This is a genomic window from Methylotenera sp., assembly GCF_013141425.1.
GTDB lineage: Bacteria > Pseudomonadota > Gammaproteobacteria > Burkholderiales > Methylophilaceae > Methylotenera.
This window is the reverse complement of record NZ_JABFRA010000038.1, coordinates 1-25,848: the sequence shown is the minus strand read 5'-3', so window position 1 is coordinate 25,848 and position 25,848 is coordinate 1. Positions and strand designations below refer to the sequence as shown.

27 protein-coding genes are annotated in these 25,848 nt (G+C 43.6%); 11 read left to right on the top strand and 16 right to left on the bottom strand.

The window, feature by feature from the left end; genetic code table 11:
* The 5 genes from HOO90_RS03370 to HOO90_RS03350 all read right to left on the bottom strand — a co-directional run.
* Nucleotides 1-1,544, bottom strand: a 1,544-nt coding sequence (locus HOO90_RS03370) for an ABC transporter ATP-binding protein (protein ID WP_292839466.1), incomplete at its 3' end; no start/stop codon positions are given.
* A gap of 106 nt (nt 1,545-1,650) precedes the next feature.
* A complete protein-coding gene (gene ispF / locus HOO90_RS03365; RefSeq protein WP_292839464.1) occupies nt 1,651-2,130 on the bottom strand; it encodes a 2-C-methyl-D-erythritol 2,4-cyclodiphosphate synthase in 480 nt (159 codons plus the stop codon).
* Nucleotides 2,131-2,137: 7 nt separating this feature from the next.
* Nucleotides 2,138-2,821, bottom strand: a complete 684-nt coding sequence (gene ispD, locus HOO90_RS03360) for a 2-C-methyl-D-erythritol 4-phosphate cytidylyltransferase (RefSeq protein WP_292839462.1) — start codon at nt 2,819-2,821, stop codon at nt 2,138-2,140.
* A 96-nt stretch (nt 2,822-2,917) separates the two neighbouring features.
* The gene (locus tag HOO90_RS03355) at nt 2,918-4,120 is read right to left on the bottom strand and encodes an ammonium transporter (RefSeq protein ID WP_292839460.1); all 1,203 of its coding nucleotides are present in this window, start codon (nt 4,118-4,120) and stop codon (nt 2,918-2,920) included.
* Between the two features lie 201 nt (nt 4,121-4,321).
* Nucleotides 4,322-4,996, bottom strand: a complete 675-nt coding sequence (locus HOO90_RS03350) for a hypothetical protein (RefSeq protein ID WP_292839468.1) — start codon at nt 4,994-4,996, stop codon at nt 4,322-4,324.
* 192 nt (nt 4,997-5,188) lie between these two features.
* Between HOO90_RS03350 and HOO90_RS03345 the strand changes: the two genes are divergently transcribed.
* Nucleotides 5,189-5,500, top strand: coding sequence for a DUF3301 domain-containing protein (locus HOO90_RS03345; protein ID WP_292839458.1), 312 nt, complete (start codon nt 5,189-5,191; stop codon nt 5,498-5,500).
* 55 nt (nt 5,501-5,555) lie between these two features.
* Here HOO90_RS03345 and HOO90_RS03340 read toward each other — a convergent pair whose 3' ends face one another.
* The 3 genes from HOO90_RS03340 to HOO90_RS03330 form a co-directional block, all read right to left on the bottom strand.
* Nucleotides 5,556-6,296, bottom strand: coding sequence for a PepSY domain-containing protein (locus HOO90_RS03340; protein ID WP_292839456.1), 741 nt, complete (start codon nt 6,294-6,296; stop codon nt 5,556-5,558).
* A 43-nt stretch (nt 6,297-6,339) separates the two neighbouring features.
* A complete protein-coding gene (locus HOO90_RS03335) occupies nt 6,340-6,840 on the bottom strand; it encodes an FMN-binding protein (protein ID WP_292839454.1) in 501 nt (166 codons plus the stop codon).
* A gap of 67 nt (nt 6,841-6,907) precedes the next feature.
* Nucleotides 6,908-8,137 (bottom strand): porin, encoded by a 1,230-nt coding sequence (locus tag HOO90_RS03330; RefSeq protein WP_292839452.1) that lies wholly within the window; start codon nt 8,135-8,137, stop codon nt 6,908-6,910.
* Between the two features lie 116 nt (nt 8,138-8,253).
* On the opposite strand from HOO90_RS03330, the gene hslO reads away from it, so the two are divergent.
* On the top strand, nt 8,254-9,171 hold the full coding sequence (gene hslO, locus HOO90_RS03325) for an Hsp33 family molecular chaperone HslO (RefSeq protein ID WP_292839450.1): 918 nt from the start codon (nt 8,254-8,256) through the stop codon (nt 9,169-9,171).
* Nucleotides 9,172-9,183: 12 nt separating this feature from the next.
* On the opposite strand, the gene HOO90_RS03320 is transcribed toward hslO, so the two are convergent.
* The gene (locus HOO90_RS03320; RefSeq protein ID WP_292839448.1) at nt 9,184-9,672 is read right to left on the bottom strand and encodes a pilin; all 489 of its coding nucleotides are present in this window, start codon (nt 9,670-9,672) and stop codon (nt 9,184-9,186) included.
* 3 nt (nt 9,673-9,675) lie between these two features.
* A complete protein-coding gene (locus tag HOO90_RS03315) occupies nt 9,676-10,473 on the bottom strand; it encodes an RNA methyltransferase (RefSeq protein ID WP_292839446.1) in 798 nt (265 codons plus the stop codon).
* A gap of 146 nt (nt 10,474-10,619) precedes the next feature.
* On the opposite strand from HOO90_RS03315, the gene aqpZ reads away from it, so the two are divergent.
* The 3 genes from aqpZ to HOO90_RS03300 all read left to right on the top strand — a co-directional run bounded on the left by aqpZ (nt 10,620) and on the right by HOO90_RS03300 (nt 12,741).
* Nucleotides 10,620-11,309, top strand: a complete 690-nt coding sequence (aqpZ, locus tag HOO90_RS03310; RefSeq protein ID WP_292839444.1) for an aquaporin Z — start codon at nt 10,620-10,622, stop codon at nt 11,307-11,309.
* Nucleotides 11,310-11,387: 78 nt separating this feature from the next.
* Nucleotides 11,388-12,143: a 16S rRNA pseudouridine(516) synthase gene (locus tag HOO90_RS03305; protein WP_292839442.1), complete on the top strand. Its 756-nt coding sequence runs from the start codon at nt 11,388-11,390 to the stop codon at nt 12,141-12,143.
* Nucleotides 12,144-12,216: 73 nt separating this feature from the next.
* Nucleotides 12,217-12,741: a lipocalin family protein gene (locus HOO90_RS03300; RefSeq protein WP_366928738.1), complete on the top strand. Its 525-nt coding sequence runs from the start codon at nt 12,217-12,219 to the stop codon at nt 12,739-12,741.
* A 4-nt stretch (nt 12,742-12,745) separates the two neighbouring features.
* Here the strand turns inward: HOO90_RS03300 and HOO90_RS03295 are convergent, their stop codons facing one another.
* From HOO90_RS03295 to HOO90_RS03270, 6 genes are all read right to left on the bottom strand, one after another.
* Complete coding sequence (locus HOO90_RS03295) at nt 12,746-13,618, bottom strand: TraB/GumN family protein (protein WP_292839439.1); 873 nt, start codon at nt 13,616-13,618, stop codon at nt 12,746-12,748.
* 67 nt (nt 13,619-13,685) lie between these two features.
* A complete protein-coding gene (locus HOO90_RS03290) occupies nt 13,686-15,839 on the bottom strand; it encodes a YgiQ family radical SAM protein (RefSeq protein WP_292839437.1) in 2,154 nt (717 codons plus the stop codon).
* Between the two features lie 107 nt (nt 15,840-15,946).
* Complete coding sequence (locus tag HOO90_RS03285) at nt 15,947-16,297, bottom strand: DUF3147 family protein (RefSeq protein ID WP_292839435.1); 351 nt, start codon at nt 16,295-16,297, stop codon at nt 15,947-15,949.
* Between the two features lie 47 nt (nt 16,298-16,344).
* A complete protein-coding gene (locus HOO90_RS03280) occupies nt 16,345-17,742 on the bottom strand; it encodes a copper oxidase (protein ID WP_292839433.1) in 1,398 nt (465 codons plus the stop codon).
* Nucleotides 17,743-17,744: 2 nt separating this feature from the next.
* Nucleotides 17,745-19,109, bottom strand: a complete 1,365-nt coding sequence (locus HOO90_RS03275; protein ID WP_292839431.1) for a TolC family protein — start codon at nt 19,107-19,109, stop codon at nt 17,745-17,747.
* A 120-nt stretch (nt 19,110-19,229) separates the two neighbouring features.
* Nucleotides 19,230-19,697, bottom strand: a complete 468-nt coding sequence (locus HOO90_RS03270) for a hypothetical protein (RefSeq protein WP_292839429.1) — start codon at nt 19,695-19,697, stop codon at nt 19,230-19,232.
* Between the two features lie 107 nt (nt 19,698-19,804).
* Between HOO90_RS03270 and aat the strand changes: the two genes are divergently transcribed.
* The 6 genes from aat to rpsA all read left to right on the top strand — a co-directional run.
* Entirely contained in the window at nt 19,805-20,497 is a 693-nt protein-coding gene (gene aat, locus HOO90_RS03265) for a leucyl/phenylalanyl-tRNA--protein transferase (RefSeq protein ID WP_292839427.1), read from the top strand.
* 72 nt (nt 20,498-20,569) lie between these two features.
* Nucleotides 20,570-21,334, top strand: a complete 765-nt coding sequence (locus HOO90_RS03260; RefSeq protein ID WP_292839425.1) for an arginyltransferase — start codon at nt 20,570-20,572, stop codon at nt 21,332-21,334.
* Between the two features lie 118 nt (nt 21,335-21,452).
* Nucleotides 21,453-22,388 (top strand): prephenate dehydrogenase/arogenate dehydrogenase family protein, encoded by a 936-nt coding sequence (locus HOO90_RS03255; protein WP_292839423.1) that lies wholly within the window; start codon nt 21,453-21,455, stop codon nt 22,386-22,388.
* Between the two features lie 16 nt (nt 22,389-22,404).
* Nucleotides 22,405-23,706, top strand: a complete 1,302-nt coding sequence (gene aroA, locus HOO90_RS03250) for a 3-phosphoshikimate 1-carboxyvinyltransferase (protein ID WP_292839421.1) — start codon at nt 22,405-22,407, stop codon at nt 23,704-23,706.
* Nucleotides 23,707-23,719: 13 nt separating this feature from the next.
* Entirely contained in the window at nt 23,720-24,385 is a 666-nt protein-coding gene (gene cmk / locus HOO90_RS03245; RefSeq protein ID WP_292839419.1) for a (d)CMP kinase, read from the top strand.
* A gap of 186 nt (nt 24,386-24,571) precedes the next feature.
* Nucleotides 24,572-25,848, top strand: a 1,277-nt coding sequence (rpsA, locus tag HOO90_RS03240; RefSeq protein WP_292839417.1) for a 30S ribosomal protein S1, incomplete at its 3' end; no start/stop codon positions are given.

Below are 25,848 nucleotides of genomic sequence, written 5' to 3'. Positions count from 1 at the left end.
ACGCGGGCGATTGCAATTCGCTGACGCTGACCACCCGAGAGCTTTACACCTCGTTCGCCAACGTGTGCGTCATAGGCCATTCTGCCTTTAGCATCGCGTAAGCCCAAAATAAAATCATGCGCTTCCGCTCGCCTGGCGGCATTTATCATCTCTTCTTCTGTGGCGTTTGGGCGTCCGTATAAAATATTGTCACGCACACTGCGGTGGAGTAAAGACGTGTCTTGCGTGACCATACCAATCTGGCTGCGCAAGCTGTTTTGCGTCACTAGTTTGATGTCCTGCCCATCAATCAGCACGCGGCCCTGCTCTACATCATAAAAACGCAATAACAAATTCACAATGGTGGACTTGCCAACGCCTGAACGACCAACCAAGCCGACTTTCTCACCTGGCTTTATATGCATGTTAAGCGTTTGCAACACATTAGTTTGCAAGCCATAGGCAAAACTCACTTGCTCAAACTGAATATCGCCCGTGCTAACTACCAGCGGTTTAGCTTCTACTGTATCGGTAATCTGATGCGTCAGAGACAATGTATTAACACCATCCTGTGCGGTACCGATTTGTTCGTAAAGCGAAGTCATTTCCCACATTACCCAGTGTGAAATACCATTTAAGCGTAGCGCCATGGCGGTTACTGCCGCCACCCCGCCCACCGTCACTTCGCCTTTAATCCATAACCACAACGCCACACCCGAAGTGGCAATTATCAACAGCATATTCAGCACATGATTCATCACTTCAACGCCAGTCACATAGCGCATTTGTGCATGTACTTTAGTTAAAAATTCTCTCATGGCATATTGCGCATAGTTCGCCTCGCGCCCCGCGTGCGAGAACAATTTAACCGTGCTGATATTAGTATAGGCGTCGGTAATGCGGCCTGTCATCAGCGAACGTGCATCAGCTTGCTGTTGCGACACCTTGGCTAAGCGCGGCACAAAATAGCTCAAAGACGAAATATATAAAACCACCCAAACCAGAAACGGTAACATCACCATGGCATTAAAATGCCCCACTACGACTACCATCGTCACGAAATAGATAATGACAAACACCAGAATATCGGCCACGATAAACCACACATCACGCACAGCTAGTGCTGTTTGCATGACTTTTGCCGCAACACGACCAGCAAACTCATCCTGATAGAAACTCATGCTCTGCCCGAGCATTAGTCGATGAAAATTCCAGCGTAAACGCATCGGAAAATTGCCGGCTAAAGTTTGATGTTTAATGAGTGACTGTGTGGCAATTAGTATCGGGCTTAATAACAACAAGCCAGCGAATAAAAGTAAATGCTGCTTTTCAGTCGCCCACAATAAGTCAGGCGAAGTTTTGCTCAGCCAATCAACCACTTTACCCATTGCCGCAAATAATAAAGCCTCAAAGCCGCCTATTAGCGCAGTGAATAGCGTCATCATTAAAATAAATTGCCTTGAGCCTAGTGTAGATGCCCAAACAAACTGCCAGAGCGCTTTAGGTGGCGGGGCAATTTCGCCTACAGGAAATGGATTTAAGAGGTTTTCAAACCAGCGTAGCATAGGGTGATTTCAATTTTAGTTTTTAGCGCGTTGTTTAACTTGGTAATAATTGATTCGCTAAATCAATTGAGCAAAGCTTAGTTTGTTTGCAATAGTAAAGAATGAATTAAAGATGCTTTATCAAACAGACAGCTTCAGCGGCAATGCCTTCGCCGCGCCCGGTAAACCCCAGTTTTTCAGTGGTCGTAGCTTTTACATTAATAGCATCAATTTCTACCTGACAGTCTTGGGCAATGTTGATTCGCATTTGTTCAGTATGCGGCGATAATTTTGGCAGTTCACAAATCACCGTACAATCAATGTTGCTCACAACATATTGCTTGGTTTTAAGCAAAGCCACCACATTACACAGTAAATGCCGAGAATCAATGCCTTTAAAGCGTAAATCGCTTGGGGGGAAATGCTTGCCGATATCGCCTAAGGCTGCCGCACCAAGCAAAGCATCGCAAATTGCGTGTAGCAACACATCGGCATCTGAATGGCCTTCCAAACCTTTTTCAAAAGGAATATCTACACCTCCAATAATACATTTTCGCCCTGTTACAAGTTGGTGAACATCAAAGCCGTGACCGATTCTAATTATCATAATCAAATTAACTCGAACTAAGTAGTGCCGATAATACCGCTAAATCTTGCGGGTAGGTGACTTTGAGATTTTGCAATTCGCCTGTGACAAGTTTTGGCTTTAAGCCTAAGGCTTCTATTGCTTCCGCTTCATCCGTTGGTGTACCAGAAAATTCTGCTAGGGCTTTTTTGAGCGTAGCATAACGAAACATTTGTGGTGTTTGGGCTTGCCATAAATCATTGCGCGGAATTGTTGAAGATACCCGTTGTTCGCCATCGGCACGCTTTAAGGTGTCGGCTAACGGTATCGCCAATAAGCCACCTACTTCGTCTTTTTCTAAAGTAGACAATAGTTGGTTCAATAGGCGATTGCTCAAGCCTGGGCGCGCGGCATCGTGCACTAGCACCCAGTCCTCGGCCTCTACCTGATTTTCAATGGCGATTAAGCCATTTAACACGGTATGTGCACGCGTATCGCCGCCACAGTAATGCACTTGCAATTTACTACTTAAATGCAAATAGGTACTACGCCAATGCGCATCTTCCTGATTCAGCAAGACATGTACCGTATTAATTTTAATGGCTTGATCAAACACTTTAATCACATACTGGATTAATGATTTTCCATGCAGATTCAAATATTGTTTGGGTGCATCTGCTCCCATGCGGCTACCACTGCCAGCTGCGGGAATAATTACGTGAAAACGTGCCATGCTAAATTTGGTTTAATTTTAAATTCATTAGCAAATTTTAGCATGGCGCATCAAATTGATACGGATGAAAATTAATAGAGTTAGACCAATATTAAATTAATCATCCGCCGTTGATACAATTTTATGAATGCTTAAATCGGCACCATCAAACTCCTCTTCTCGAGCCAAACGAAGACCAACCAGCTTTTTAATCGTTCCATAAACAATTAATCCGCCTGCTAGCGCAATGCCAACCCCCAAAGTGGTGCCAATGAGTTGTGAGATAAAACTGATACCCGCTTCGCCTCCGCCTGTCCCGCCAAGTACCTTTGCACCAAAGATGCCTGCTGCTAGGCCACCCCAAGCACCACACAATCCATGTAGCGGCCAAACACCGAGCACATCGTCAATTTTTAAGCGATTTTGCGTTAGATTAAAGGCCCAAACAAATAACACACCTGCCACTGCACCCGTTGCTAACGCACCCAAAGGATGCATCACATCTGACCCAGCACAAACTGCCACCAATCCTGCAAGCGGGCCGTTATGCACAAATCCAGGGTCATTTTTCCCCATCATCAAGGCTGCCAGCGTGCCGCCCACCAGTGCCATTAAAGAATTAACCGCAACTAAGCCAGAAATACCTTGGATTGACTGCGCTGACATCACATTAAAGCCAAACCAGCCCACCGTAAGTATCCATGCGCCCAAGGCTAAAAAGGGAATATTAGAAGGCGGATAAGCATGCAGTCGGCCATCTTTTCCATAGCGGCCTGACCGAGCGCCTAATAATATGACTGCACTTAAGGCAATCCAGCCACCCATGGCATGCACCACGACGGAACCAGCAAAATCATGAAACTTAGCACCAAAGGTGACATTTAACCAATCCTGAAAACCAAAATGACCATTCCACGCGATGCCTTCAAAAAAAGGATAAACAAAACCAACAAGCAAAAATGTAGCAGCCAATTGTGGGTTGAATCTCGCACGTTCGGCAATGCCACCAGACACAATGGCTGGAATGGCTGCCGCAAAGGTGAGGAGAAAAAAGAATTTAACTAAGTCATAGCCATTTTTAGCGGCTAAAACTTCTGCGCCACTAAAAAAATTAATGCCGTAAGCAATGCTATAACCAATAAAAAAATAGGCGATAGTCGATACTGAAAAATCCACCATGATTTTAACCAAGGCGTTGACTTGGTTCTTTTTACGTACCGTACCTACTTCTAAAAAAGCAAACCCAGCGTGCATTGCAAGCACCATAATGGCACCCAGCAATACAAACAATACATCGTTTGAAGAGACTAATGCTTCCATTTTTATTAAAACCCCTTGACTTTGGTGTCAATTTTTAAAGAAAATAATAAAGCAAATAGCGCGCCAAAAACTTAAGCTTATGTTTTAAATGAATAAAAATTCAGGGGGAAATATTTTTAAGCACGACATTGGTGCCTACTAAAGTGCATTGCACAAGATTGGTGCAATTTCTGTAAAAAATGATTTGGCTATTAACTAAACCTATAACAAAATATTGCCTGACCCATCCTTCAACACCATGCTGCTGGCATCTGGGTTACCAATCCAAAAATGGTAGAACTCCCGCACCACCACTAAAAACAAACGCCGATTATTCTTAATATTAAATAGAGGCAAAGTAAGATCGACTGCAGTCCGATAGGATTTGTGATTTTTTACTGGTGCGTTTTTTAAGCGTACCAAGATAATTTTGGCTAATTTTGTACGTGTGTTTACGAGCGATTGTTCGGAGCCTTCTTGACGAAGCGCTTGTGCATAGGCTTTTAACGGCCAAGTTTCAGAAACATCAAATTTTTCAGTGGTAATGCTCTCCATGAGCGATTTCAGGGATGCTGGCAAAGGTTTCCACTGTAATGGCTCAATATCAAAACCTGGATTTAGATTTAAGGCGGCAATCGCTTTAATATCTTCTCTCCAGAATGGGTAAAACTCTCGCGCAGAAGTCAGAGCAAAATGCCAATCGTCCGCCAGTATCGATTCCATCAGATTTTCAATAGCTTCACGGTAGACGTTACCATCTAACTCCTTACCCGCTAAATAAACAATTAACTTTTCTAAAAATACTGAACGTTTATGCAAAATGGCGCTAGTTGCGCCCTTACCTTGCAATAGCTTCAAATAAGCACGTATAGCTTCATTTTCACGCGTTAGATCCATTGAATTGTTATTTTTCATATTGTCCGTGTAAAACTATAGCTGATAACGACTCGGTTTAGCTTACAATTCGACATTGTAATCGACCTTTTTTTAAGAATAAACCATTAAATTGGTACGAATCAACAGTATCGCCTATTTAAAAAATAGCAAATACACCCAAGTAAATAGCACAAAATCTCAGAAAGTCATTGTATGGAACTCACCTTAATAACAATATTGATTGCAATCGCCTGGTTTTGGCTAGACAGCATGGAGAAGCGTGAGCGCGCGATATTATTGGGTAGAGAACTCGCAGCTCGCTTTAACTTACAATTGCTTGATGAAACCGTAGCCTGTAGCAAAATATGGCTGGCAAGGAATGGTCGAGGTCACATGAAATTTCTACGTACCTATGAATTTGATGTCAGTGCAAATGGCGCAGATCGCTTGCCCTGCCACCTAATCTTATTAGGAAATCAGCTAGGCACTTGGCACATTCCACCTTATCAGCAAGAAACTTACTAGTCATTTACGGATAAATACTCTTTAGCTAATTTGGAACTGTGTTTTAATTTTCAGTTTAATGCTTCGTCTTTTTTCTTCGTGCAGAGCGTATATAAATCCAAACACCAGAAACAGACAACAGAATCAGCACGATTGCCGACACATCCATCAATGCAACTCCGTAACGCCCAAAAATACGCCCGCTGTGCAAGTCTAAAATAATGCGCTCTAATGGCAATGATGGCTTAAAGGCTTGATTAAGGCCCGCAGACAAGGCGCTAGGTAAAACCTGCTCACTCGACCACAAAGGCTGCGCTTTTTCTAAGGGTTGCCAAGTTAAGCCATCCTCAGTGACGAAATTACCTTGCGGTGTAGCAAGGGTTAATTTTGGCGTGCTGTTATGGTCTAAAATACCAAGTCGTTCAATGAGTTTGTTCGGCAAATCCGCCCCTGATACTTTATCGACCAACTGACCGTCTGCCTGATACAAATAAAGCGTATCTGCATTTGCAATCGCTCGTAGTTCGCCCCACTGAACAGCACCTACTGACGGTTGTTTACTTGCTAGTAAAGGGCGCCCATCCATTACCCAACGACCATCTGAAATGGCCAAATAGCCACCCTCAAATAAATAGCCATGTTTAGGTACTACTGATTTCAATCCGTACCATTGCATCAACCATGGGGCAGCTATAGTGCGCTTTGCCAAACCTAAGTCCTCTGTATGATTCAATGCTAAACCTGTGCTTGCCAACAAAAATATAAAAACCGCCGACACAACGCCAAATCTGGCATGCCAGTGCCGTACAAAGTGCATTATTCTGCTACGCAGGCTTTTCATACTTTAAAGTTTTCCATTATTAATTCGATTTTTCTACTTGACTCATACGATCAAAATATAAAGCCAATCTGGCCATACGATTCATCGCATTCACCGAAAGTGTGGCGCCTGAAATGCCGTCGATATTGCGATTCAAATGATAATCTGGCTGTAATTCCAGGCCCTGGTATTGCTTTAAAAATGCAGGGTAACGTACTTCTCCGCCACGGCTTTCACGATAGGTGAGAATTCGCGCCTGCGATAACTTTCCGTCAGACACTACAAAACCTGCAGTAATAGGCTCTTCTTTGCCAATTTCATCAAAAATCCAGACACTCTTGCCACCCACTTTCCAATAGCGTTGCCGAAGCTGATTCGGTGCGTGTCCAAGAATCTTCTCAGCCTGCGAGGCAATCTCTCTGTTTACCCACAGCACATCTTGCTTGGGTGTGGTTTTTTCGGAGCCAGCCTGAAAAATCTCTGCTATAAACTGCTCCGCAGTCAAATATTGCTGAGCAGCCTGCGCATTAGTAGCCAACATTGTTGCTAGTGATATGGAAATTACCACAAGTCTTATCTGAATTTTTTTAAAGTTAATCATAAGCAAACTAGAACATGTACCCAAGGCCCAAGTTTAGGCGTTTGTCGCCTTTATCGCCATCGGGTTTATCAAGCTTCTGGTAATCAGCTTTCAGTACCACTTGTGGATGCGGCCAATAATTTGCACCCATCGTCCACACATTATTGTTGCTAGCAACATCACGCATAATGTTGCTTGGAATTTCCGCTTGTGTATCCCATTTTTCATAGCGGATGAAGGAGGCTAAATCATGGTCGCCACTTTTCCAAATATGATAGGCTGCTTCTGCATACCAACCATAAAAGCGATTAGCCGTTTCCAAACCAAAAGCATCATTAATTTTTGCAGCATCCGATAAATGACCTTGTGCGTATAAGGCACGTAAATCCAGCTTATCCACGTTATAACGTGCATGCAAATCCCATAAGGTTAATCGTGCATCAGCACCATCTAGTAACGAGTTGTCTTGACCTGTATTTCCAGAAACTACACTTGCACCTACCGTTAAACCTGGTAAACCACTGTAATCTAAACGCCCGTGGACGGCTATATTTTCCGCACTAGCATTTGACACATTTTGCCTTGCTTCGCGCACGCCTTTTGTCGAAAAACCACCAAAGTCTTTTGCATCAAGATTGGATGTTAAACCCGCTTGGTATTTCCAGCCTGGAGCCACTTCGCCATAGACGCTCACACCCGCCTCCCACCAAGTGGTTGGAATAATACGCGTTTCAATAAAGTTACGCTCAACGCCAAAAAATGTCGGTGGTTCGTGTGTTTCATTCAAAAAACCAAGTGGCATTAAGAATAAACCTGCCTTAGCATTTAATTTTTCACTGAAATTAAAATCCAAATATGCCTGTTCTAGTTCTACCGCACCACCATTTTCCGTATTGGAATGTTCGATTTCCAGTTCTGATTTCAGGCTGATCCAGTCATTAAACCGATGACCAAAAAACAACACAAAGCGATGAAAATCGACATCATCCTTTGCTCTTGTTACACCGACAGGTACGTCACCTTGAAAGTTGTTGTAGTGCAATTCTCCATAGCCACCCAAGGTTGTTTTATCGGAAAATTTTTTACTGTTAGTTTTGCTTGCACCTTCCGACTTCGCCACCTGATCTTTTAAAGCCTCAATCTCTTGCTGAAGAATCTCAATTTTTTCTTCTACGCTTGTTGCTGCTATCACGTTGCTTGAAATTAACGCAGTCGCAACTGCCAATCCTAGTGATTTCTTACACGCTTTTTTATACATCATTTTTTCCTTTACTAAACTATCAAATCAACTTAATGCAAATGATAATGGTTCTCATTTAATTTTGCAACAAGTTTATTTAGAATAATTTAGCGTCTAAATGTTAAAATAGGCTAATGAAAAATAAATCAGCTAATTTGGACGAACTACACCGCTTTGTCTTTGAAAACACCCCCGTTCGAGGCAACCTAGTTAACCTCACACAAACCTTACAGCTAGCCTTAAAAAAACAAAAACTACCTTCAGGCTTAAGAAAGTCACTGGGAGAGCTCATGGCGGCCAGCGCACTGCTCTCGGCGACGCTCAAAATGAATGGTGCCCTAGTCTTGCAAATTCAAAGCAAAGGTGCCTTAAAGCTTTTGGTAGTTGAGTGTACTTCTAATAAAGATACCGCCATTAAAATCCGTGCGACCGCTAAATGGGAAGGCAAAATTTTAGACGAGGAAAATTTGTTTGATTTAGTAGAACATGCGCAATTCATGATTACGCTTGACCCTAAAGGTGGCGGGCAAGCGTATCAGGGCATTGTACCTCTGGAAGGCAATAGCATCAGCACTGTGCTAGAAAACTACATGTTGCGCTCTGAGCAAATTGACACCAAAATTTGGCTAAGTTGCGATGGCAATTCTGCGGCAGGATTGCTGATACAAAAATTACCCGAAACAATGAATCAAGAACATGTCACACATGATTTAGACACTTGGAATCGCGTCAGTCATTTAGCCAGCACGATTACCGATGACGAACTACTCAACCTGCCAGCCGAAACCATCCTGACAAGGCTATTTCACGAAGAAGATGTGCGTCTTTATGAAGCTAGTACCACACAGTTTTTTTGTAGCTGCACGCACAAAAGCGTTGCCAACATGTTGCGCATGCTAGGCAATGAAGAATTGCAAAGCATTATTGAAGAACGCGGTAATATTGAGGTGCACTGTGACTTCTGTAATGCGCTATACACGTTTGATAAAATCGATGCAGCACAATTAATGGCGCATGAAACTACAGTTATCGCTAGTCCAAATATTCACTGAAAGGCAAAATACTTAGCGACACAAATTAGGTAAATATTCTTCAGAAACGTTGGTTTTATTTTCACCCTTTAACGTCATTTTATCGGGTGCTTTTGCATTACCACACACCCAAGCCACTGGCACGATTTGAGATTCATCGATAACAGCGGGTCTAAGTGAAAGTATTTTATCTTTAATTTTTAGGTGTGCTTTATTGCCAAACGTGAGGTGAATCGCGCCGTTTCGCACCTCGAGTGCACGAATCCAGTTACTTACAATCAAGTCTGATGCAGGTAAACCCGCTTCTTTATTATCTGCTGGTAAGGTTTTAGAATTTTTCCAAGCTGCTGCAATCGGTTCTTTTGCAACATCCGCTAGTGGTAACGCCCCCCGCACTTGCTCTCTGACGATGCGCCCCATGCTAGAGGGAATGGCGATCATCGCCAATATAGCGATAATCGCTACCACGACCATCATCTCAATCGCCGAAAATCCCTGATGTTTTAGCTTGAATTTCAACATAAGTTAAGCTAGCGAAACTTGGCGCTTACGTTCAAATAAACAAACGGCTGCCGCGGCGCCTGCGTTAAGCGATTCAACAGAACCCAATGTGGTTTTAGCCATTGGAATGGTAATGGTTTTGCTACTTGCTTCGATTGTTTGTTTGCGCAACCCTGCCCCCTCATTTCCAATCACAAAGACTGTCTCTTGGGTTAAGTCTTGAACATACAGTGATTCACCTTGCATCGTTGTGGCATAACTATTACCGCTAAATTGTTGCAATTCAGCAATCAAGTCTGCCCGTTCCCGAATAGGCAAAACAAATTGTGCGCCCTGCCCTCCACGCAATGCTTTGGGGGACCATGCATCTGTACAGCTTGTACTCAAATAAACCACTTCAACGCCAGCCGCTGCCGCCGTGCGCAACATACTGCCCAAATTACCTGGGTCTTGAATATCTTCAAGCATTAAGGCAAAAGCAGGCGCTTCAGGCAAAGTTAGTTGAGGCGTTTTTATTAAAGCCAAAATGCCAGTGGCACTTGCTACAGGGGTTAATTCAGCAAACATTAAAGTAGGCAACATCACGGTGGAAATATGCTCTAAATTTTGAATCAACCCAGTCGCTTCTACACTGCTTTTGCCTTCGGGAATAATCACTAATTCAATGCCAGATTCGCCCAATGTCTCTCGATAAGATTCGATTAGATGTACGCCATCCAGCAAGGTCTTACCCTCGCCACGACGTTCACGCGCATTATCTGCCAGCTTCTTGAGTTGTTTAAATACCGGGTTGTCGCGCGAGACGATGTGTTTAAATGACATATAACTATTTTTTACAATTAAAGCGCAAGTTTAACCGAAACTCGCTTGTAGACACAGATTGATTGAAGTAAATTAATGTTGTAATTCCTGCTTTTAATTCAACAATTCTTGCGAACAATAGTTCGCATATACTTTCGGGAGGCCACATGTCATTAACAAAACGTTCACTCGCAGAGCTTATCGGCACTTTTTGGCTAGTTTTAGGAGGCTGTGGTAGCGCAGTTTTGGCTGCAGGTATTCCGGAATTAGGTTTGGGGTATTTGGGTGTTTCTTTCGCCTTTGGTTTAACCGTGGTGACTATGGCCTATGCGATTGGGCATATTTCAGGCTGTCATTTAAACCCCGCCGTTTCTATTGGTTTGGTTGCGGGCGGTCGGTTTAAAGCGAGTGAATTACCACACTATATTATCGCGCAGGTTTTAGGTGCAACTTTAGCGGCGGCTATCATTTACTGCATCGCAAGTGGCCAAGCGGGCTATAGTTTAGGAGGATTTGCAGCCAATGGTTACGGTGATTTATCACCGCATAAATATGCATTACACGCTGCATTTGTTTGCGAAGTCGTCATGACCGCCGTCTTTTTATTTATTATCATGGGTGCAACAGATAAACGCGCCCCAGCAGGCCTAGCACCAATAGCCATTGGATTTACGCTCGCGCTCATTCACATGATTAGCATTCCAGTGACCAACACCTCAGTAAACCCTGCCCGCAGCACGAGCCAAGCTCTATTTGCCGGCGGTGCCTACATCGACCAACTTTGGCTATTTTGGGTAGCGCCCATTCTTGGTGCAGTGATTGGCGCAGTGGTGTATAACTTAATTGCAAAAGAATAAACTTGTTACAATTTAAATTGTTTTAGAAAGACGCCCACAAATAGTGGGCGATTTATTTTCTATCGCTATAATACTGGAATGGCTAAAAAACTACCCCTTGAACGCATTTTACACAACCAAGGCTTTGGCGCACGCAAGTTTTGTCGTATCCTAATTATTAACGAAGACGTCACGGTAAACGGTGAAATATGCGATGATCCGAGCACCGAATTTGAATTAGATAATCTGAGCTACACTATTAAAGGCGAGCCTTGGGAATACCGCGAAAAATCATACCTAATGCTGCACAAACCCAGCAATTTCGAGTGTTCGCACAAAACCCAACACCATCCTACTATCTACAGCTTGTTACCCCATCCTTTGGTTGTACGTGACGTTCAATGTATCGGCCGACTAGATGAGGATACCACCGGGCTGATTCTAATTTCAGACGATGGGCAGTTTATCCACCGCATGAGTTCACCTAAACATAAAGTGCCAAAGGTATACGAAGTCACTTGCAAACACGCGTTGAGCGATGAGCAAATCGCGCATATTTTAAGAGGTGTACAACTAGTGGATGAAGATGCACCAATTGCCGCACTCGCCTGTGAGCGCATTAGTGATTTTGTCATCCACATGACGCTTGCCGAAGGAAAATATCATCAAGTTAAGCGCATGATAGCCGCCATTAGTAACCGTGTGGAAGGCTTGAAACGCATTCAGATTGGCGATGTAAAATTACCGGATGACCTTGCAGTAGGCAAATGGCGCTGGCTTTCAGAAGCTGAGCTGGCCTCACTCAATAATACTGAAAAAATTAAACTTTTACTTGCAGCCAATATCAAATACTAAACATAGCCAATACTGGAAACCTCAAATGAAACTAAATTTTTTATGGCTAATTAGTCTGCTACTTACGGCGTGCATGGGTGTACCAGACAAAGTAAAAGTTGTCGAAAGTGTCGATGCAAGTCAATATTTAGGCACTTGGTATGAAATTGCACGGCTTGACCACTCGTTTGAACGCAACTTAGAAAAGGTTACCGCCACTTATAGCTTACGTGAAGATGGCGGCATCAAAGTCATCAATCGCGGCTTTAATGCTAAAACCAATGAATGGAAAGAGGCTGAAGGTAAAGCTTACTTTGTGGACCCACCCAACACCGATAAGACCAATACGGGCAAACTCAAAGTCTCATTTTTTGGACCATTTTATGGGGCATACAACATCATGGTGTTAGATAAACCCTACTACAACTACGTTATGATTTGTGGGCCAGACATATCTTATTTATGGATACTCTCCAGAACACCACAACTCACCTATCCAATTAAGCAACATTTAATTGCACAGGCTAAAGAACTTGGTTTTGATACCGACAAGTTAATTCATGTAAAGCAAACTTCGGAAATTACCCAATATAAGGCTGGGCCACATGTGAATGAATGAACATTCATTTCGAGTTAGCAACCGAACTTAACGCATACCCTGCCGCTTTTAAGCGCGCAATTAATCCACCTCTACCTGCCAAGTGTGAGGCACCAATAGCAACGAACAGTTTTTTATTTTTCGCTTCATCCACAATACGTTCTACCATTACGACATTGCGTTTTTCCAATAAACTCTCACGCATTTTTTTCCAGAGTGCAGGTGGTAACATGCCACCTGTAATCTTCGCGTCTAATGCAGCTATTTTGTCACTATCACCAGCTAAGTAGGCTTTCAGTAGCAACTCAAAATCACGCTCTTTTTGCGCCGGCGTGCGTTTTAAAACAGCACGTAGCATGGTAAGTTGTTCGTCTAAACTAAAACTATCCATCACACCAAAGTGCTCTTGCGTGTCTTCAATGCCAATCACTTCTTTGGCCGATTCTTCGGCTTTGGTCATGAGTAGATTATCTTGCGAAAACGGCGTCAATGGCTTTGGGGAATCAAAAATTACGGCTAAGAGCCAAGGTTTCATGTGCGTTGCGGCTTCGCGGTGCATCACATGAAACTCAGCGAGTTCGTACACTTTTTCAAGCTCTTTTTCCGTCAGTATGCTTTTCAAATCGCCATCGGGCATCATCAATACGCTAGGGTTATTTGGTGCTAAAGTTTCCATCATAAAGGCATCCGCTGACTGAATGGCCTGAATGATATCGGGTGAAAAGTTAGTTACCCGATTGTCATCGGTGTGCATGGTACCAAAAAGGTAGATATCTTTACTGACTGGCGATTCGGCTTTCCAAAACAGCCCAGATTCGCCAAAAGCATTGACACTAAAGGCCAAAAATATGAGCGTTGCGAAAATATTTTTAACAAACCTAGGCAGGATAATCGACATATTTGACCTTAAAAAACTTAACAAATAAACTTCAGCTAAAAAAATAGGGCAAACACACTCTAAAGTTTTAAGAATATTTGCGCTTGTTTTCAGACTGACGTCTAGGTCGAATAGTTCGTTCTAATTTTTCACCACGCACCGTGGTAATCGGTTTATTCGAAAGCGGTTGCCAAGCGGGTACCAAATGCTGCTTACCGTTGCCGATTAAATCTGCTCGGCCCATTTTCTGTAAAGCCTCACGCAACATTGGCCAGTTATTGGGGTCGTGATAGCGAATAAACGCTTTGTGCAACTTACGCACATTGCCCGCTTTAGGTATGGCCACGTTTTCTGAATCTGCTGTGACTTTTCGTAACGGATTTTTACCAGAATGATACATTGCCGTTGCCATCGCCATTGGCGTGGGGGTAAAGGTTTGCACTTGATCGAGCTTGAAATCGTATTTCTTTAACCACAAGGCCAAATTCAACATGTCCTGGTCTGTAGTTCCGGGGTGAGCCGCAATGAAGTAAGGGATTAAATACTGCTTTTTACCTGCTTCGGCACTAAATTTTTCAAACATCGCCTTGAATTCATCGTAAGCATCCATGCCTGGCTTCATCATTTTACTCAGCACGTTTTCTTCAGAATGCTCTGGGGCAATTTTCAGGTAGCCGCCCACATGGTGCTGCACCAACTCTTTCACATATTCTGGCGATTTCACGGCAAGGTCATAGCGCACGCCGCTACCAATTAAAATTTTCTTCACACCTTTAATGGCGCGAGCTTTTCGATACAATTGAACTAAAGCGCTATGATCCGTATTCAAATTCTCGCAAATCCCAGGATAAACACAACTTAGTTTACGGCAATTATTCTCGATTAACTCGGACTTACAAGCAATGCGATACATATTAGCCGTTGGGCCGCCCAAATCAGAAATCACGCCAGTGAAACCATCGACTTTATCGCGTATCTCTTCAACTTCTTTCAAAATACTCGCTTCACTTCGGCTTTGAATAATACGGCCTTCGTGCTCGGTGATACTGCAAAACGTACAGCCACCAAAACAGCCGCGCATGATATTCACACTAAAACGTATCATCTCCCACGCGGGGATCTTTGCATCTTTATAGGCAGGGTGTGGCTTGCGCGCATACGGCATGTCGTAGACATAATCCATCTCTTTAGTTGTGAGTGGAATCGGTGGCGGATTAAGCCAAACTTCACGGTCTGCGTGCCGTTGAACTAAAGCACGTGCATTTCCTGGATTGGCTTCTAAATGTAGCACGCGTGATGCATGAGCGTACATCACAGGATCCTGAGAAACCTCTTCATATGAAGGCAAGCGAACGACTTGCTTGCTTCTGTCCGCTTTAGGTTTGCGTACAATTTCAATCGCTTTAAAGCCTTCAGGCAATTGATTTTCAACTTTGTTGTCTGTAGCACAGCTTGCATCCGCTTTACCCAACTTCATTTCATAAGGGTCAACATGTTTTTCAACGGTACCGGGGCGATCTAACTTTGTACTTTCAATCTCACTCCAGCCTTCTGGAATTTTTTTTCGCAAAAAAGCCGTGCCACGAATATCTTGAATCTCGTTGACTTTTTCACCCTTGGCAAGGCGATGACTAAGCTCCACGATGGCACGCTCGGCATTGCCATACAGCAAAATATCCGCTTTAGAATCAATTAGCACGCTGCGACGCACTTTGTCTGACCAGTAGTCATAATGCGCTATTCGGCGCAGACTGGCTTCAATGCTGCCAATCACCAGTGGCACGTCTGAATACGCCTCACGGCAACGCTGGCTATAGACCAGCACCGCACGGTCTGGGCGCCTATTAGCGGCGGCATCAGGCGTATAAGCGTCATCACTGCGAATTTTTCTATCGGCGGTATAGCGGTTTACCATGCTATCCATATTGCCTGCAGTCACACCAAAATAAAGGTTAGGCTTGCCTAGCGACTTAAAGGCACTAGCGTTTTGCCAATCGGGTTGAGCAATAATCCCCACGCGAAACCCCTGCGCTTCGAGCAAGCGGCCAATCAGCGCCACGCCAAAGCTGGGGTGGTCGATATACGCATCACCCGAAATCAAAATAATGTCGCAACTATCCCAGCCAAGCGCATCCATCTCGGCGCGCGACATAGGCAACACTGGCGCCGCACCAAAACGCTTCGCCCAATACGGGCGATAGCTGTTGATTGGCTTTGCTAAGAGGGAAGTATAGTGTTCCAAGGCAATGAGTACAAAATATTAAGTTCGCGCATTCTACGCGCTAATTGTATGATTTAAAAGCTATTTTTATTAAAAATTAGCCCGATTAACCCTACTAAGAATAGGACTTACAATAAATTCACGCCAAATTGCTTTATAGCAAATGCAAGTAATACAAAAAGCAACACAGTAAAGAGTATGCAAGTCAGCAATGTAAGTACAAAACCGATTTTTGGCAGTAAATTCGGAAAAAGCAAAAACATTGGTAAGGTAGGTAGCACATACCAAAACGTATAATAAGCGTGGTTTGCTATTTTGCTCGTGGGTTGTTGTTCAATATACAGCCAAATCAGTGTTAGCAACGTCACCAATGGCAAGGAGGCAACTAGGGCACCCAGCTTATCGCTGCGCTTTGCCAGCTCAGATATCAACACCACCAAACCTGCTGTAATCAAGTATTTCATGACAATGTATTGCATCGCTTATCCTCGCTCCATTTGTTCACGATAGGGTTCAAACTTAAGCATTAATGACCAGTATGACTATTCGGCTTGCGCACCTGTACTTCCACTGCCGCATTCGCATTCACTTTTACCGACCTGACAGGCTCTGGCACCTCTCCTGTAAACTCAAAAGCCACCGTACCGCTGGGATGCTTGTATGCCCCAGGGTCTTTAAAGTTTCCTTTTGCCAGCCCTTCGCGCACTTTAACAACACTGAACATACCGCCCATATCAATTGCGCCAAATTGGCCAGTTCCAGTCATCATGGGTAGTGTATTTTCTGGAATGGGCATCGCCATCATACTTGCCATTTCGTTCATCTCTGCCATGCCAGTTTGGCCCATGGCCATGTAGTCTGGCACGAGATTGCTAATTTTATCCACTAAATCTTTTTGCTCCACACCAATCAGCGTGGGTACTTGATGACCCATGGCGTTCATGGTGTGGTGGCTTTTGTGGCAATGCAAGGACCAATCCCCTGGCTCATTGGCTACAAATTCTATTGCCCGCATTTGCCCTACGCCAATATCTGTCGTTACTTCTGGCCAACGTGCGCTGGCTGGTATCCAGCCGCCATCGGTGCCTGTTACTTGAAATTCATGCCCATGCAAATGAATTGGATGGTTGGTCATGGTGAGATTACCCACACGAATACGCACGCGGTCATTTTTACGAACAACCAAAGGATCAATGCCCGGGAAAGCACGACTATTCCAAGTCCACAGATTAAAATTCAGCATAGTATTTACTTTAGGCGTGTAACTTCCTGGCTCAATATCATACGCATTGAGTAAAAAAATGAAATCACGGTCTACCGCCATGAATTTAGGGTTTTTGGGGTGCGTTATCCAACTACCCATCAGGCCCATGGCCATTTGTGTCATTTCATCGGCATGCGGATGGTACATAAACGTGCCCGCCCGCTTCGCTTCAAACTCGTAGACAAAAGTTTTACCTGGTGGAATCGCAGGCTGCGTTAAACCACTCACGCCGTCCATGCCATTAGGCAGTCGTTGTCCGTGCCAATGGACGCTCGTCACCTCGGGCAGCCGATTCGTCACAAAAATTCGTACGCGGTCGCCTTCCACCACTTCAATAGTCGGGCCAGGACTTTGTCCGTTATAGCCCCATAAATGCGCCAGCATACCAGGGGCAATTTCACGTATCACAGGCTCTGCAACTAGGTGAAACTCCTTAACGCCATTTTTCATTCGCCATGGTAAACTCCAGCCATTCAAGGTCACTACTGGATTGTACGGGCGACCACTATTGGGCTGCAGCGGCGCTTGTGTATTCGCTTTTTCTACAGAAACAATTTCTGGTAGCGCTGCAAGCGCAACTTTATTTACCGCGCTTAACGCCACCCCTGCACCGGCCAATTTAAAAAAATCTCGTCTTGTGAATTTGTTTTTAGCATCCATGATTATTTCCCTTCCTGACTGCTTGAACTGCCGATTAAAGACATTTGCAGCAAAGTTTCGGCGACCCAAAATGCATTCAGTTTTGCAATATAGGCATTCACACTGGCTACTTGCGATCGCGCATCCGAAAATAATTCAAATGGACTAATAAGCATGCCGTTATAACGCAATTGGTTTTCTGCTAATATTTTCTTTCGCAACGGCACGATTTCATCGCGATAATATTTCGCCACCTCGTAACTGGCTTGGTAGCGGCTATAAGCCTCACGAATCTCAGACTGCGCATTAAATGCCACTTGCGCAGTACGATTGACTGCTTGCATGTATATAGCCTCAGCACGAGCTACTTTTGCTCCACCCCAATCAAACAAAGGCAGTTCGAAAGCAATGTCCACTCCTTTTTTGTAAGTGTCACCGCCACGCCCTTCAAGCACGCGCGCAGGGCCTATTTCCAATACATTAATAAAACGCGTGGTTTTAGTCAGGCCTAATTGTCTTGCCAAGGCTTGCGTTTCTATACGCATGGCCTGCAAATCGAGACGCTGCTCGAAGGCGGCTTTTTCAAAAGGCTGCAAATCGGCAATGGATTGAGGTAAATCGGGCAAACGCTTTTCTAGCCTTAACTGCTCGACTGGCACCGCCAGCAATCGCGATAGTGTCTCACGGGCTACGACCTGCTGCTGTTTGGCGTTAGTATAATCTAGCACAGCATCTGAGAAAAAACCTTGCTCACGCACTTGTTCTAGCATGCTCCAGTTACCCGCTTTTACCATGCGTCGCGATAATTCATCACTCGCTGCTGCAGACTCCTTGACTTGCTCGCTATAGTGCAAATTCTCATTTGCCGTCACCGCATTAAAATAGGCCAAGCGCGTTTCAAAGGCCAGATTTAGGACTTCTAGCGATACAAACCGCTTGGTTTTTTCAAAGTTTTGACGCTCAATTTCCAATAATTTGGGCATGGCGACTAAGGAAAAAATGTTAAAGGTGAGCGCCTGCTCAATTTTGTAATCACCATTATGTCGCGCATACAACATCGAGAATTTAGGGTTAGGCAAACGCCCCGCTTGCACAACCTCGGCCTCTGAAATGCCCAAGGCATAGAGAGAAGCCTGCAAGCCTTTATTATGCAGTAGCGCAATTTGCACCGCGACATCGGCATTCATCGGCCGTTTTAATAATTCGCTTACGCGCTCTGCAACTATTTTTTGCTCACGATCGGTTTTCGGCCAAACGACCTCTTGCTTGATATGTTGCGCTGTCGTCGCATTCACCTCTGCCAAGCCACCGTCTTTTGTAAACGTAGCACAACTACTTAACAGTAAACTTGCGAAGGCGCTAAAAAATATCCAATTGAAATGATTCATATAAACTCCATCTCGATAAATCAACTTGAAAACTGCTTGATAAAAAAGATTAGTAATACCTAATGAGCACCTAGCTGCACTAAAAATGCGTAGATGACAGGCAGGCCAAGGCGTATTAAATCAGGCGATGGGTGGTTTTTGAGGTTGAGCGCTAGCGGGTGAGAAATAAATTTCAACGAATACCGTCATTGCAGTCAAGGGCGTCTGCATTGTTATTTGATTGAATTGCCCGGTTGGAATCATACTAAAGCAAGCTAGACAATGACTGCAGTGTTCACAGGCTTTGCTTGCGGGTTGAGTATGATGCGATTGGTCTTGTTGAACACTTGACTTATTATGGCTTGGCATATCATGGCAATGTGCAGAAAGATTATTTTGATTAACCGCGCTTTTATTGACTGAACTTTTATTAACTAAACTTTTATTGTCAGAAATTTGACTTAACTCTGCACTTGGACTTAACCCTGCACTTGCAGGAAATTTAAGTTCGGTCGCCATCATAGCGTTAGCTAAAACAGACTCGGCAACGAATACTGTTAATAACAGAAACGTGAATAAACGCAACAGTTTGAGAGGAATTTTCCGCATACGCTTTATTTAATCACAACTTGAACAAAACGTAAAAGCTTAACTACAAAATCAGCCTTTTAGATACAATGGTTAGCACCCCAAAAACCAAAGCAAAGTAAAGTTTTATGAGCTACGCTTACTATGAGTTGCCAAATGGCCGAGTCGCCAGCATTGATGACGATTGCGATTTTCCACCACTCGCTCACGCGCTTGCAGAACCGAATGGGTTGATTGCAATTGGCGGTGATTTATCATTTGATCGCTTACTCCGCGCCTATCGGCAAGGTATTTTTCCTTGGTTTAGCGAGGGTGAGCCCTTAATGTGGTGGAGCCCAAATCCACGAATGGTATTGCTTCCTAATGAACTTAAGATATCCGACTCACTGAAAAAAACACTTAAAAACTCCGCGTTTGAATTTCGCTTTAATACTGCCTTTCGTGAAGTTATCACTGCATGTAGCAACACCAAACGTAGCGGCCAGCCAGGCACTTGGATTAGCGCTGACATTATCGAAGCTTATTGTGCGCTGTTTGATGCTGGCTATGCCATGAGCGCAGAATGCTGGCTGGATAATAAACTGGTAGGCGGCTGCTACGGTGTAAAAATAGGTAAGATGTTTTATGGTGAAAGTATGTTTCATCATGTATCCAATGCCTCAAAAGTAGCCTTCGTTAAATTGGTAGAAAAACTCAAGGCGGAAAACGTCGGTTTAATCGATTGCCAAATGAAAACAACGCATTTAGCGAGTTTGGGAGGGCGTGAAATAAAGCGAGAGGATTTTATAAAACAATTAACTATACTAGTAAAAAGTAGTTAATCTCGTGAAAAACGCCACCTGAGCTGGCCTAAGCGTACACAGCACATACAAATTTAGGATTATAATTTTGCCATGACTTTACCCAGCGAACCCTCATTTCAAAAACTACAGTTTTACGTCACCACTGGCTATAGTTGCGGCTATTTGCCGAACCGGCTCGCGCAAAGTTTGATTGCCACACCACAGCATTTAATAGATGCAAATGTCTACAGCAGCCTCATTCAGCAAGGGTTTCGACGTAGTGGTAAATTTGCCTATCGGCCCCATTGCGAAAACTGCCAAGCCTGCATCCCAGTCAGAATTCTGTTGCAAGCGTTTAGCCCTAACCGTAGTCAGAAACGCGCTTATAAACAACATCGAAGTCTCAGCACGACCATTCTTCCAGTAGATTTTTATGAAGAACATTTTGCGCTTTACAGCGCTTACCAAAAGGCACGGCATGCCACCGAACCAGAAAATCAGAGCGAGTTATCCGCGCAAGACGAAAAGCCACAACAGGATGAAGCTGAACAATACCGCAGCTTTTTATGCCAATCAAATGTAGAAAGCGTACTGGTTGAATTTAGAGAAAACGGCCAACTCAAAATGGTCAGCGTCATCGACATTGTGCTCGATGGCATTTCTGCCGTTTACACGTTTTACAACATCAACGATGCGCATTCCAGCTTTGGCACTTACAACATACTCTGGCAAGCCGAATGGGCAAAAAGCTTAAACTTACCCTATTTATATTTAGGCTACTGGATAAAAGATAGTCAAAAAATGGCCTATAAACAAAATTACAAACCGCTTGAAATGCTGATTGATGGGGAATGGTTAATCCAAAAAACCACCTAACCAACCCGCCAATTCAAGCAATCAAGCAATCAAGTCAACAACTTGATGCAGTAAATTACAAAAATGCTACAATCCTGCCTTATTTTCCATCATTCAATACCTAATTAGAAAATTTAGTTTGAAAAAAATCGTCATCTTTGGTGTGGGCTTGATTGGTGGCTCTTTTGCGCTAGCGCTTAAAAAAGCTGGTACTTATCATATTGTTGGTGTTGGGCGTAGCCTTGAAAGTTTACAAGAAGCGAAATCGCTGGGCGTAATTGACGCTTACGTTGACACCTTTTCAGATGCTTTGCAACCGCAAGGGTTGTCTTCGCAGAACATACCAGCTAAAGCTGGTTTTTCATGCGTGAAACCTAATATCCATGAGGCTCTTGAAGGCGCTGATTTAGTATTAATAGCAGCACCAGTCGCACAAACTGCCAGCATTTTACAAAGTATCAGGCCGCATTTAAGCAAAAATACAATTATCACAGATGCAGGCAGCACAAAAACTGACGTTTTAGCATGCGCAAAAGAAATTTTAGGTGAACAATTCAATCAATTTGTTGGTGGTCACCCAATTGCTGGAGCAGAAAAAAGCGGCGTAACTGCGGCAACAGCCAATTTATATGTAGGTAAAAATGTTGTATTAACACCTGCCCTGGAAGCCAATAGGGACGCGGTTGCTAGGGTTGCTGATTTTTGGAGAACGTGCGGCGCAACTATCAGTGAAATATCTGCAGAAACGCACGACAGCATTTTTGCAGCCGTCAGTCATTTGCCACATTTACTCGCCTTTGCCTTAGTCGACGACATAGCCTCGCGACCCAATGCACAGCAATTATTTAGCTTTGCTGCCAGCGGCTTTAGAGACTTTACGCGCATCGCAGGTAGCCATCCAGAAATGTGGCGAGACATCAGCTTAGCCAATAAAACGGCTTTATTGACTGAATTGGACGCTTACCTAAACGAGTTGTCGCAACTCAAAAAATTACTCACCAACGAAGACGGTGCTGGTTTACAGGCGCTCTTTGAGCGCGCTAGCGCTGCACGCAATGCTTGGGCAAAAAAATAAACAATAAAGAAATAAAATGGAACAACTTCACTTAAAACCAGCTACTCAAGCCTCTGGCAGCATTACCTTGCCAGGCTCTAAAAGCATTTCAAATCGTACATTATTGCTTGCGGCATTAAGTAATGGTTACACACAAATCCGTAATCTTTTGATTTCTGACGACACAGACCGCATGTTAGAATCTTTAAGCAAATTAGGCTTAAGTATTAATAAGTTAGGCAATATCAACTTATCAAACAACGTGTTTGAGCTGAACGGTAACAATGGTCAATTCTCAAATAAAGAAGCTGACTTGTTCTTAGGTAATGCAGGTACGGCCTTTCGTCCGCTAACCGCCGCGCTAGCTTTTTCAAATGGATATTATTATCTGCACGGCGTGCCTCGAATGCATGAACGTCCAATTGCCGATTTAGTAGATGCACTTAGGCAAGCAGGCGCAAAGATTGAATATTCAGGAAATGAGGGGTTTCCGCCGCTTAAAATATCCCCAGCAACACTGAATCTAAGAAAGCCAATCAAGATTCGTGGTGATGTTTCTAGTCAATTTCTAACAGCTTTATTAATGGCTCTACCACTAACAAAACAAAAAGCTACTATTGAGGTTGTTGGAGAGCTCATTTCAAAACCATATATCGAAATTACGCTCAATTTAATGGCGCGCTTTGGCGTGAATGTTCTTCGAGATGGTTGGGAATCATTCACAATCCCTGAAAATAGTGAATATAAAAGTCCTACTATGATTAATGTAGAAGGGGATGCCTCAAGCGCATCATACTTTTTGGCTGCTGGAGCACTAGGTGGTTTTGTAGTCGTTGGGGGCATCGGAGAAAATAGTATTCAAGGAGATGTGAAGTTCGCAGATGCTTTGCAACTCATGGGTGCGAAAATATCCTACTCATCTGACAGCATTCAAGCAAATAAACCTTACTCCAAAAAACTTAATGCCATCGATTTAGATTGCAATCACATTCCAGATGCAGCAATGACTCTAGCCATTTTGGCATTATTTGCTGATGGCACCACAACCTTACGCAATATCGCTAGCTGGCGAGTAAAAGAAACTGATCGCATCGCTGCAATGGCAACCGAGCTTCGTAAAGTTGGTGCGATTGTTGAAGAAGGTGCAGATTACATTAAAATCACACCGCCAAAAGAACTTACGCCTAACGCCGTGATTGATACCTACGATGACCACCGCATGGCCATGTGCTTTTCTTTGGTAAGTTTGGGTGGTGTACCAATCACCATTAACGACCCTAAGTGCGTGAATAAGACTTTTCCAGATTACTTTGCGCAATTTGCGAGTATCGTAAAGTGAGATTGGTTAAATAATGACTAATTTTCCAGTGATTGCAGTTGATGGGCCTTCTGCTTCAGGCAAAGGCACGGTCGCACAACTAGTTGCAACTAAGCTTGGTTTTCATTATTTAGATTCTGGAGCGCTTTATCGCATCGTCGCTTACGCCGCAAAACAAAATAATATTGCTTGGGATAATGCCTTAGCCGTCACAGAATGTGCAAAAACGCTCAATATTGAATTCGTAAACGAACAGGTATTGCTGAACAATCTAGATGTTTCTAGTGAAATTCGCACAGAAGCAATCGGCAAAGGCGCCTCGCAAGTAGCTGTACATGCACCACTTCGCGCCACTCTGGTCGATCTGCAACATAAGTTCTGCAAAGCGCCTGGGCTTGTTGCGGATGGGCGTGACATGGGAACTGTGATATTTCCCGACGCTGTGTTAAAAATATTTCTTACTGCCAGCACTGAAACGCGTGCGCAGCGCCGCTATCAGCAATTGTTAGCCAAAAACCAGCCCGCAAACTATGAAAATATTTTGCAAGACCTAACTGAGCGCGACGCTAGAGACAAAGGCCGCGCCAGCGCACCGCTGACAATGGCAGATGAGGCGACTTTGCTGGAAACAGACAATTTAGGAGTTTCAGAAGCGGTGGATTATATTTTACAAAAATACCAAGTTTTGCTAAACACTTAAGTTTTATACAGTTTTAAGCAAAAATTTGCTAATAATTCAGCAAATAGTCTTTTATTTTTCAATGTTTTAGTTATAATCCTAATTCTTTGAAATTTAGTAGTTTTTACGTCTGCGTTTTACTTTGATTCGCAGGTTTTTTTAATCACCCCACTGCTAGGTGGGATTATTTTTAGGTAATTTTATTTAATGGCTTCTACTTCTAAATCTACTGCTTCACCAATGGAATCTTTTGCTGCTCTTTTTGAGGAAAGCTTAGCTCATCAAGAAATGCGTTCTGGTGAAGTAATTACAGCTGAGGTTATCTCAGTTGACCAAGACCACGTGATTGTTAATGCGGGTCTAAAATCAGAAAGCGTTATCGCTGCTGAAGAATTCAAAAACGCTCAAGGCGAAATTGAAGTTCAAGTTGGTGACTTCGTTAAAGTGTTAATCGAGAAACTAGAAGATGGTTTCGGTTCAACATTGCTTTCACGTGAAAAAGCTAAACGCATGGAAACATGGTTAGATTTAGAAGATGCAATGAACGAAGGCCGCATCATCAAAGGTTTCGTTAGCGGTAAAGTTAAAGGCGGTTTACGCGTTTCTGTAAACGGCATCATGGCATTCTTGCCAGGTTCATTAGTGGATGTACGTCCTGTAAAAGACACTACTCCTTTTGAAAACAAAGAATGTGACCTTAAAGTAATCAAAATCGACCGTAAACGTAACAACATCGTTGTTTCACGTCGTGCGGTTATGGAAGTTAGCGCTGGTGCAGACCGTGATGCGTTAATGGGTACATTGGCTGAAGGCGCAGTGGTTAAAGGTATCGTTAAAAACATTACAGACTACGGTGCATTCGTTGATTTGGGCGGCATCGATGGTTTACTACACATTACTGACTTAGCATGGCGTCGTGTAAAACACCCATCTGAAGTGCTAACAGTAGGTGAAGAAGTTGAAGCAAAAATCTTGAAATTCGATCAAGAGAAAAACCGTGTTTCACTCGGCATCAAACAATTGGGCGACGATCCATGGGTTGCATTAACTCGTCGTTATCCAGTTTCAACACGTCTATTCGGTAAAGTTTCAAACTTAACTGACTACGGTGCATTCGTTGAAATCGAACCAGGTATCGAAGGTTTAGTTCACGTTTCAGAAATGGATTGGACTAACAAAAACATTCACCCAGGCAAAATTGCTCAATTAGGTGACGAAGTTGAAGTGATGATTCTTGAAATCGACGAAGCACGTCGTCGTCTATCCTTAGGCATGAAACAATGTAAAGCTAACCCATGGGATGATTTCTCAGCTACACACGCTAAAGGCGATAAAGTATCAGGTCAAATCAAATCAATCACTGACTTCGGTGTATTTATTGGCTTGCCAGGCGGCATTGATGGCCTAGTTCACTTGTCAGATTTATCTTGGACACAAACTGGCGAAGAAGCTATCCGCAACTTCAAAAAAGGTGACGAGCTACA

Coding starts and splice junctions, on each gene's coding strand:
- HOO90_RS03335 (WP_292839454.1), bottom strand. CDS start 6,840: ATGTTGGCTACTAATGCGCAGGCTGCTCAGCAATATTTGACTGCGGAG.
- HOO90_RS03280 (WP_292839433.1), bottom strand. CDS start 17,742: ATGGATGCTAAAAACAAATTCACAAGACGAGATTTTTTTAAATTGGCC.
- HOO90_RS03350 (WP_292839468.1), bottom strand. CDS start 4,996: ATGGATCTAACGCGTGAAAATGAAGCTATACGTGCTTATTTGAAGCTA.
- HOO90_RS03315 (WP_292839446.1), bottom strand. CDS start 10,473: ATGTCATTTAAACACATCGTCTCGCGCGACAACCCGGTATTTAAACAA.
- HOO90_RS03300 (WP_366928738.1), top strand. CDS start 12,217: ATGGGTGTACCAGACAAAGTAAAAGTTGTCGAAAGTGTCGATGCAAGT.
- HOO90_RS03305 (WP_292839442.1), top strand. CDS start 11,388: ATGGCTAAAAAACTACCCCTTGAACGCATTTTACACAACCAAGGCTTT.
- aat (WP_292839427.1), top strand. CDS start 19,805: ATGAGCTACGCTTACTATGAGTTGCCAAATGGCCGAGTCGCCAGCATT.
- HOO90_RS03285 (WP_292839435.1), bottom strand. CDS start 16,297: ATGCAATACATTGTCATGAAATACTTGATTACAGCAGGTTTGGTGGTG.
- ispD (WP_292839462.1), bottom strand. CDS start 2,821: ATGGCACGTTTTCACGTAATTATTCCCGCAGCTGGCAGTGGTAGCCGC.
- HOO90_RS03340 (WP_292839456.1), bottom strand. CDS start 6,296: ATGCACTTTGTACGGCACTGGCATGCCAGATTTGGCGTTGTGTCGGCG.
- HOO90_RS03345 (WP_292839458.1), top strand. CDS start 5,189: ATGGAACTCACCTTAATAACAATATTGATTGCAATCGCCTGGTTTTGG.
- cmk (WP_292839419.1), top strand. CDS start 23,720: ATGACTAATTTTCCAGTGATTGCAGTTGATGGGCCTTCTGCTTCAGGC.
- aqpZ (WP_292839444.1), top strand. CDS start 10,620: ATGTCATTAACAAAACGTTCACTCGCAGAGCTTATCGGCACTTTTTGG.
- HOO90_RS03275 (WP_292839431.1), bottom strand. CDS start 19,109: ATGAATCATTTCAATTGGATATTTTTTAGCGCCTTCGCAAGTTTACTG.
- HOO90_RS03330 (WP_292839452.1), bottom strand. CDS start 8,137: ATGTATAAAAAAGCGTGTAAGAAATCACTAGGATTGGCAGTTGCGACT.
- aroA (WP_292839421.1), top strand. CDS start 22,405: ATGGAACAACTTCACTTAAAACCAGCTACTCAAGCCTCTGGCAGCATT.
- HOO90_RS03355 (WP_292839460.1), bottom strand. CDS start 4,120: ATGGAAGCATTAGTCTCTTCAAACGATGTATTGTTTGTATTGCTGGGT.
- HOO90_RS03270 (WP_292839429.1), bottom strand. CDS start 19,697: ATGCGGAAAATTCCTCTCAAACTGTTGCGTTTATTCACGTTTCTGTTA.
- HOO90_RS03295 (WP_292839439.1), bottom strand. CDS start 13,618: ATGTCGATTATCCTGCCTAGGTTTGTTAAAAATATTTTCGCAACGCTC.
- HOO90_RS03260 (WP_292839425.1), top strand. CDS start 20,570: ATGACTTTACCCAGCGAACCCTCATTTCAAAAACTACAGTTTTACGTC.
- HOO90_RS03320 (WP_292839448.1), bottom strand. CDS start 9,672: ATGTTGAAATTCAAGCTAAAACATCAGGGATTTTCGGCGATTGAGATG.
- hslO (WP_292839450.1), top strand. CDS start 8,254: ATGAAAAATAAATCAGCTAATTTGGACGAACTACACCGCTTTGTCTTT.
- ispF (WP_292839464.1), bottom strand. CDS start 2,130: ATGATAATTAGAATCGGTCACGGCTTTGATGTTCACCAACTTGTAACA.